Origin of the sequence: Mesorhizobium sp. M7A.F.Ca.CA.003.01.2.1 (assembly GCF_003998945.1) — a bacterium.
Taxonomy (GTDB): domain Bacteria; phylum Pseudomonadota; class Alphaproteobacteria; order Rhizobiales; family Rhizobiaceae; genus Mesorhizobium; species Mesorhizobium ciceri.
The window spans coordinates 1-7,625 of sequence record NZ_RZRA01000151.1; the positions used below are offsets into that span (position 1 = coordinate 1).

5 protein-coding genes and 1 pseudogene are annotated in these 7,625 nt (G+C 60.9%); 4 read left to right on the top strand and 2 right to left on the bottom strand.

The window, feature by feature from the left end; all coding sequences use genetic code 11:
- Position 1: 1 nt before the first annotated feature.
- Positions 2-1,912 carry a hypothetical protein gene (locus EN969_RS08940; RefSeq protein ID WP_063168714.1) on the bottom strand — a complete coding sequence of 637 codons (1,911 nt, stop codon included), beginning with the start codon at positions 1,910-1,912 and terminating at the stop codon, positions 2-4.
- 164 nt (positions 1,913-2,076) lie between these two features.
- On the opposite strand from EN969_RS08940, the gene EN969_RS08945 reads away from it, so the two are divergent.
- Entirely contained in the window at positions 2,077-3,474 is a 1,398-nt protein-coding gene (locus tag EN969_RS08945; protein WP_063168715.1) for a YcaO-like family protein, read from the top strand.
- A 400-nt stretch (positions 3,475-3,874) separates the two neighbouring features.
- Here the strand turns inward: EN969_RS08945 and EN969_RS08950 are convergent, their stop codons facing one another.
- Complete coding sequence (locus EN969_RS08950; RefSeq protein WP_013530419.1) at positions 3,875-4,792, bottom strand: LysR substrate-binding domain-containing protein; 918 nt, start codon at positions 4,790-4,792, stop codon at positions 3,875-3,877.
- A gap of 122 nt (positions 4,793-4,914) precedes the next feature.
- Here EN969_RS08950 and EN969_RS08955 point away from each other — a divergent pair, with 122 nt between their 5' ends.
- The 3 genes and pseudogenes from EN969_RS08955 to EN969_RS08965 all read left to right on the top strand — a co-directional run.
- Entirely contained in the window at positions 4,915-5,955 is a 1,041-nt protein-coding gene (locus EN969_RS08955) for an aromatic ring-hydroxylating dioxygenase subunit alpha (RefSeq protein WP_013530418.1), read from the top strand.
- The gene (locus EN969_RS08960) at positions 5,952-7,079 is read left to right on the top strand and encodes a 2Fe-2S iron-sulfur cluster-binding protein (protein WP_063168716.1); all 1,128 of its coding nucleotides are present in this window, start codon (positions 5,952-5,954) and stop codon (positions 7,077-7,079) included. The genes EN969_RS08955 and EN969_RS08960 overlap by 4 nt, the downstream gene beginning before the upstream one ends.
- Before the next feature lie 42 nt (positions 7,080-7,121).
- Positions 7,122-7,625: pseudogene (locus EN969_RS08965) on the top strand (histidinol-phosphate transaminase); the annotation flags it as partial.

Genomic DNA, 7,625 nt, shown 5'->3' on the forward strand with positions numbered 1-7,625 from the left:
GTCAGCCCGACTGGGCTGCCAATTCGATGCCACGGGCCAGCTTCTCCTGATCGACTGGTAACCGGATCGGAAAAGCGGTCTTGAACCACTCCACGGCGACAGCGCGGTCAAGCCTACCCGGCCCTTGCCACGCCGCCGTTAGGTTGCGTAGAAAACGTCTGAACTCATCCCCGGCCTCGCGGTTGCGTTTCAGCAACGCAAGTGCCGCCGCCGACCAGCCGTGGATGTCGGCGAACAGTTGATCGCTCTTGACCGCAGCGGCCACGCACCCCTCCAGATCATTGGCGAGAAAGGCAATGGTCGCCTGGTAGCCATGATAGTGAGCGTCGGGCATGGGATTGAGGTCGAAACTGCGCTTCGAAAGCTCCGATGCCCGTTGATGATCACCCATGAAGGAGCTGGCCAGCGCGTAGGCGATCAACGTCGCGGGGTTCCCGGCATTTTGCTCATGTGCAAGGCTGAAGTGAAAATCGGCCAGCTCCCAGCGTCGCGCCAGAAGGTGGCTCCAGGCCAGATTTACCTGGTTGCGGTGGTCGAATGGGTCGAGCAGGACCGAACGCTTGGCCAGTTCGAATGCGCGCTTTAGATCCTGCTCGATCGACGATGCACCCGGAACGACGATCCAACGCGAGTTGAGCACCGCAGCGAGGCTGGAATAAGCGCAGGACAGATCGGGATCAAGCCGGATGGCTTCCTCGTAGCGGGCGATGGCAGCTTCTTCGGTGTCCTTTCGCCACATGATCGAAAGCCGCTGTCCGTCCAGCCAGCAATCATAGGCCGAGAAATGGTTCGGGGAAGCTTGCGATATGCGATGCAGCCTGGCACTGGACAAGGCAATCTGCAGGCGCGCGGAAAAGCGTGCGCAAACTTCATTGAAGGCCGAGCGCCAGGAAGACGGATCCGACGGAACGGTGAGAACGAAGGCTTCTCCTTCTTGCAGGAAATCATAGCAGGTAATTTGGAACACTGCTGGTCCATCCGTGTCGATCAGACGGATGAGGACGCCGATATCCACGTGTTCGCCTGCCGCCTGATGCATCTGATCCAGTGAGAATTCACCGGCTTGCAACTCCGTTGACACGGCTGTCCAATGCCTAAATCGGGAAATCGAAGCCAGAAGCTCTGTCGCCAAGGCAAATTGCAGGTGCTCGTTCTCTGCTTCGCGCCTGGCAATGATGATGGCGATTGTCGGCTTCCCTGGGATGCGGCTGTCGTGATCGCTTTGCGCAAGGTCGGGGTCAGCCGCCCGCTTTTCACCGTCGTTGCCCGGCTTGAGCGCCTCTAGAAGGTGGAGGATTTCTGCCGGTGGTCGCAGATCCATGTCCGCTTTGAGTTCGGCCGCGTAGCGGTCGAAGAACGCTAGGGCGCGGGCATAACCGCTTTCCTCACAGACCCTCCGAATGGTCTCCACCACGGCATCGTCGAAAAACGGATCAAGTTGCAGGATGCACGCAGCGATGGATTTGCGCTGTCTCGGGTCTGTCTCGGCCGCCAGCCAGGCTGCGAGCCGTGTCACCAGCCTGTCGGTTATCATCGTCGACTGCATTCTCAGCCAGTTGTCGAAGACAGGATCGCAATCGTCCAACCCGGCGCAAAGTCCATCCCTGGCTTTGGCCAGCAGGAGCAGCGCACCGTCATAATTGCGGTCGTCGAGCGCACGTTCAAGCTCATCGATGTCGGAACGGATTGCAGTCGGATCGATTCCCAGGACGAGCTTGTCGACCGCGAGGTAATTAAGCCTGGTCTCGCTTGCCAGGCGTCGGAGATCCTTTATGCACTGGCGCAGTGATCCGCGCGCATGCTCCTCGTCCTGCTCGCTCCAAAGCAATGCCGCCAGTCGCCCGCGCGTCTCGCGTGACCTGCCGCTCAGTAACAGATAGGCGAGAATCGCGCAGGCCTTCCGCTTGCCCAACGAGAACGTCTCCGAGCCCTTGCGAAGCTCGAAACCGCCGATTAGCCTAATCGCCAGACCGTCTGTGGAAATTGTCAACTCCGCCGGCTATCGTCTCGGTCGCCAACGGGCGCCACCGCTTACCCTACGTAAACAGCAGAAGCCAAGATATTGAAAGAGCCAACATGCTGTTGCGCGGGTCGCATTGGACAACGCTTGCTCTGCTGATGCATCACGGCCGGCCGATGACGGTGAACCAAGACGACCCGACCTGGGACCGCCAGTCGAGTGAAGATGATTTGGATGTTTTGGAGAATCTGGCTGCGACCCTTGTCGCTGCGCCCGAGAATGGGCTGCCCCTTTTGCACTTCGCGACACGGCACGACATTGGCGTTGAAGTGTTCGATGTTCCGGGTGGATTCCTGGCTATGTCCAACATTGCTCCATTCGAAGGGAATGAGAAACGATTCACGGCAAGTGGCAAAGGCTTTGATGCCGGCACGGCCGTGCTGTCTTGCCTCGGAGAGGCCGCGGAGATTTCCAGCTGGGCCTGCAGAGCCGAAGACGTCACGGCGTCAGCACGCATCGGCTCTCCAGGCGATGGAATGAGGATCGATGCGATTCAGGTATTGGGCTTTTCGCTGGAACAGATCCGACATCGCGATCGGCTCAACAGAATGTGGCGTGGCTGGGACAGTATCCCTTCAACGGATCATCTGAACAATCCCCAGCTATGGGCGTCCGTTCGCAGCTTCCATGACGATAGGGTCGCGCTTTGTCCGGCGTTTCTCTGCTATGGCCGCTTTGGTGACGTCGCATATGGCGATTGCAGCTTGAACGTCGACACCAATGGTTGCGCCGCTGGCACAACGCGGGCGGATGCAAGAACCCGCGCCTTGCTTGAACTCGTCGAACGAGACGCCACAGGGATATGGTGGCACCGAGGCTCCCTGAGAAAGCGGCTGGATATCGCGCGGCTTGATGACCAAGGCTTGGCGTCTCACATCCAGCAGCATCGCCAAGAAACGGGACGCAGGCTCTGGCTTCTCGATATCTCGTCCTTCCGCACGGCCATTGTGACGGCGGCGATCAGCTGCGAAGACAGTGGCGAGCATATGGCGGTGGGTTTCGGGTGCAGCTTCGATATGGTTGCTGCCGCCCGGTCCGCGTTTTTGGAATTGATACAATCCGAAGCTGCAATGCAGGCCCATGCCGAAAGGGCAGAACGGCCCCGTAATAAAACGATGAGCGATGACGATTGTCGGATGACCCGCTGGAAGCGTTTCGCTGACGTGCGCAACTTTCGTTTCGCCATCGGCAAGCCTGCCGACGGCCTGGAAAGCGCTGGCGAAAGCAACGTCACCGACCTGCTGAATGAAATCGGCGAAGTTTGTGGTTCGCAGGTCTGGTTCGCCGATCTTTCGCGATCCGAGATTGGTATCCCCGTTGCAAAGGCGATCTGCGAGGGATTATCCCATTTCAAAGCGCGCTGGGGCTGCCACCGAAACGCCGCACCTTCCATCGCAAGTGATTCGAGCAAAACAGCAGGCCGCCTCTCGCAGGCCAGAAAACTTTTGATCTAATTGTTACAGGCAATGACGACACGGGCACGTTGGAGACCCGTCGCCGGTTACAGGACGCTGATGAGGAAGCCGGCGTTACGATTGTGGGCGGGGCCAGGACTTCGTGTACGTCGGAATTTGCTCAAGCAGGGGCTCCGAGTTCGCCGGGATCTCGTACAGCAGGGAAGTTGAGTGAACCCCTGTTGACTTGAGGGCGCGAACGCTGCTGTTTTGGGTCGCAAAGCCGCCCGACGGCTAGCGGTGCAAGAAGGGCGAAAAAAGCGGACTTTTGTCGAGATATCTAGGGCAAACTGAAGCAATCCGTGGGACCGCACACCGCCGACCAATGTCTGGATCTCTTAAGACGCTGGTGCGCGCGAACTCGGCAGATGCAAACTTGTGTCTCCAGATCGGTGTTCGGCTATCCGGCTAAGGTTGCGCCCAGTCGCTTGGAAATCGAAACAATCCAGGCTCGCAGCTCAGGACCAAAAGGCTTCTCAAGAATGGCCCGATCCCAAGCCAAAAAATAAGGTTCCGGCAGCCTGATCCGCTTGTCGAACGGGGCGACGAGCCTGCCCGACGCGATATCGTCGGCAGCCATCGACAGTTGCGCCAGCACAAAGCCCCTTCCGTTGGCCGCCGCATCGATCGCCGCGCTCGACAGGGAAAAGGCCACTTCGCCGGATGTTCTGCGGTGCACCGCGCCGATGCTTGCGGCCCATTCCGCCCATGTCGGCGGCGAGCGGTGATCGCGGGCCCATTCGATGCTGAGAAGCGGCAGATCGAGAATATCGGCGGGCTTGCCGACCGGATGTTTCGCCAGCAGCGTCGGCGAGCAGGCCGGCACCACCCAGTCGGTGAACAGTTCGGTGTAGTGCTCGAAATCACGATATTTCGTGCCGTACGAAATACGGAAGTCAACTTGTTCGGCGCCCAGCCTTGGCTCCGTCTCGGCGCCCACCAGCCGCACGGTCGCGCCGGGGTGGTCGACCTGCCAATCCAGGAGCTGCGGGCCGATCCATTTGCTGGCCAACGACGGCAGGCAGGAGATGGTCAAAGTGTCCGCGGACCGGGCCTGTTCGATGAGATCCTGGGCGTCGCGAATGTGTTCGAAGCCGACGGCAACCGCTGCGTGGTAAACGCGGCCCAGCGCGGTGAGGGCGACACTCCTGCCGCGCCGTTCCAAAAGCCGCGCCTCCAGCGCGTCTTCGGCCTTGCGGATCTGCTGGCTGACCGCGCCGACGGAGACGCCGAGTTCGTTGGCGGCCGCCGTCACACTGCCACGCCTGCCGAAAGCCTCGAAGGCCTGTATCGCACGCAGTGGGGGCGTCTTCTTCACCTGGGCAACAATCCTGGGGTCAGCTTGATTTAGTTTTTCTAAAATAGAACACAGATGCAAGCCCTATGTCGTCCCAGGCCCGCAAGATATTCGTTTAGGCGTCACAAGCTCGGGAGGACGCCATGTTTCTTCGAAACTGCTGGTACGTTGCCGCATGGGACCATGAGGTCGCCGACAGGCTGGTGCCGACCCGGATACTTGGCGAGGACATTGTCCTCTACCGCCGGACCGATGGCGTGGTGGCGGCGCTCGAGGATGCCTGTCCCCACCGCAAGCTGCCGCTGTCCATGGGCCGCATCAAGGGCGACACTGTCGAATGCGGCTATCACGGGCTGACCTTCGACAGCACCGGAACCTGTACGCGCGTGCCCGGTGCTGAAAAGATACCGCATGTGGCATGCGTTCGTTCCTATCCGATCGCCGAACGTTACGGGCTGCTGTGGATATGGATGGGCGAAGCGGCAAAGGCCGACCCCGCGCTGATTTTCGCGGTCGACCACTGGGGCGATCCGGCATGGGGCGTCAATCGCGGCGAGTCCATGGCGCTCGATTGCAACTACCTCTACATGACCGACAACCTGCTCGACCCCTCGCATGTGTCTTGGGTCCACCAGTCCTCCTTCGGCGGCGTTCAGGCGATGGAGGATGCGCCACTCGAAACCACCGTAGGCGCGGACGGCGTGACCGTGTGGCGCTGGGTGGTCGATGCCGCGCCGGCGCCCTTCTATGCGCCTTTCCTCAAATTCTCAGGCAATTGCGACCGCAAGCAGCACTACGAAGTGCGCTACCCCTCCAACGCAATCATCAAGGCGATCTTCGTGCCGGCCCGCACCGGCGGCGAGGGCAAGCCGCTGCACGAGGACGTGTTCCTCATGGACAGCTACAACTTCATGACGCCGGTCGATGAGAACCAGACGAAATATTACTGGTTCCAGATGCGCAATTTCGCCCCCGACGATTTGGAGGTTTCCCGCCAGTTCGCCACCTCTGTGCGCGGCGCCTTCGACGAGGACCGCACCGTGCTCAATGCCGTGCACAAGGGCATGGCAAACAAGCGCACGCCCAATCTCGATCTGAAGATAGATGTCGGACCGCTGCGCTTTCGCCGGAACCTGGCCAAGCTGATCGCCAGCGAGAGCCAGCAATTGGCAGCTGCCGAATGAATGCATTCACCGCTCGCGACACCATCGCAAGAAGCGGATTTCGCGACCTGAAATTGGTCGCGAAGGTGCGCGAAAGCGCCCTCATCACTTCATTCCATCTCGAGCCGGTCGATCCACAGGACTGGCGCGACTTCCAGCCGGGCCAGTTCCTGGTGTTCCGGATTCCGGTAGCGCGGGAGGCCGCCGGCGAAAGGGGATATGTGCTGCGCAACTACAGTATCTCCTGTTCCCCAGACAGCGCTTCCTATCGGATCAGTGTGAAGCGTGAGGCAGCACCCGGGCCGGGGCTTCCCGATGGGATAAGCTCGTGCTTCCTGCATGACCGTATCGACGTCGGTGATGTGCTTCAGGCGGAAGGGCCGCGCGGCGATTTCGTGCTCGACAAGGCCAGCAACCGTCCAGTCGTGCTGCTCAGCGGCGGCGTCGGGCTGACGCCGATGGTGTCGATGCTGCATGCGTTGGCTTCGTTGCCGGACCGCCGTGCCGTCTTCATTCACGCCTGCGACAACGGCGATGTGCATGCCTTGCGCGATGAGGTGACCGACCTGGTCTCGACCCGTCCCGGCCTGACCGCACACTTCTGCTACCGGCTCCCGTCCGAGCGCGACAAGGCCGAGCAGCGCTTTCATAGCGAAGGCATGATTTCGCGGGACGTGCTGCAGCGTTTGCTGCCGATCGATGACTATGATTTCTACCTCTGTGGCCCGCCGCCGTTCATGCAGGCGATCTACGTCATGCTGCGCGAGCTTGGCGCGCCAAGGTATCGCATTGCCTACGAATTCTTCGGCCCGGCGACGGTGCTTGAGCCCGATGCAGTGCGAGTTCCCGCGGTTCCAGCGCAGCCGGCAAGGATCGAGCCGGCCGGGGAAGCGACAACCGTGGAATTTCGGAAGTCGGGCCTGACGGCCGTCTGGGATGGCTCGGCCGTATCGTTGCTCGACTTCGCCGAGAACCAAGGTCTGTTGCCGGAATTCAGCTGCCGGGCCGGCATCTGCGGCACATGCAAGTCGCGGCTGATCTCGGGCGACATCGCCTATTTCGAGGAACCGCTGGACGAGCTTGGAAGCAGCGAAGTGCTGTTGTGCTGCTCCAAGCCGCGCGGATCAGTCGTCCTCGATATTTGACAAGATTGCCGCGCGTGGGCGCGGGGAAACGGAAGTCGGGATTTGGAACAGTCGGTCAAACCAGCGTCGAGCCTGCCGCTCAATCCGCATATCGCCGCCTTGCCGCCCTACAATGCCGGCATGAACATCGCGATGGCGCGGGCGCTGAGTGGCCGCAACGATGTCGCCCGGCTGGCCAGCAACGAGAACCCGGATGGGTGTTCTCCCGCCGTCATGGCCGCATTGGCCTCCTCATCCTTCGAGCCATGGCGCTATGCCGATCCGGCCTGCACGGCGCTGCGGGCGGCGCTTGGCGAAAAACTGGCGATCGATCCTGGCATGATCGTTGCCGGCAATGGTTCCGAGGAGATGATCGCCGCCATCTCGCGCGCCGTCCTGGTGCCGGGCGCCTCGGTCGTCACCACGGTGCCGAGCTTCGGGCTGCATGAGATAGAGCCGCTGGCTGCCGGTGCCGATGTCGTCAAGATTGCGATGAAACCCGAGATGGGGTTCGATCTTGCCGCGCTCGAAGCGGCGATCGCCGTTGGGCCACGGATCGTTTTCATA

What these genes read in the sequence shown, in the direction of transcription:
- EN969_RS08960 (WP_063168716.1), top strand. Translation starts at nt 5,952, where the DNA reads ATGAATGCATTCACCGCTCGCGACACCATCGCAAGAAGCGGATTTCGC.
- EN969_RS08955 (WP_013530418.1), top strand. Translation starts at nt 4,915, where the DNA reads ATGTTTCTTCGAAACTGCTGGTACGTTGCCGCATGGGACCATGAGGTC.
- EN969_RS08945 (WP_063168715.1), top strand. Translation starts at nt 2,077, where the DNA reads ATGCTGTTGCGCGGGTCGCATTGGACAACGCTTGCTCTGCTGATGCAT.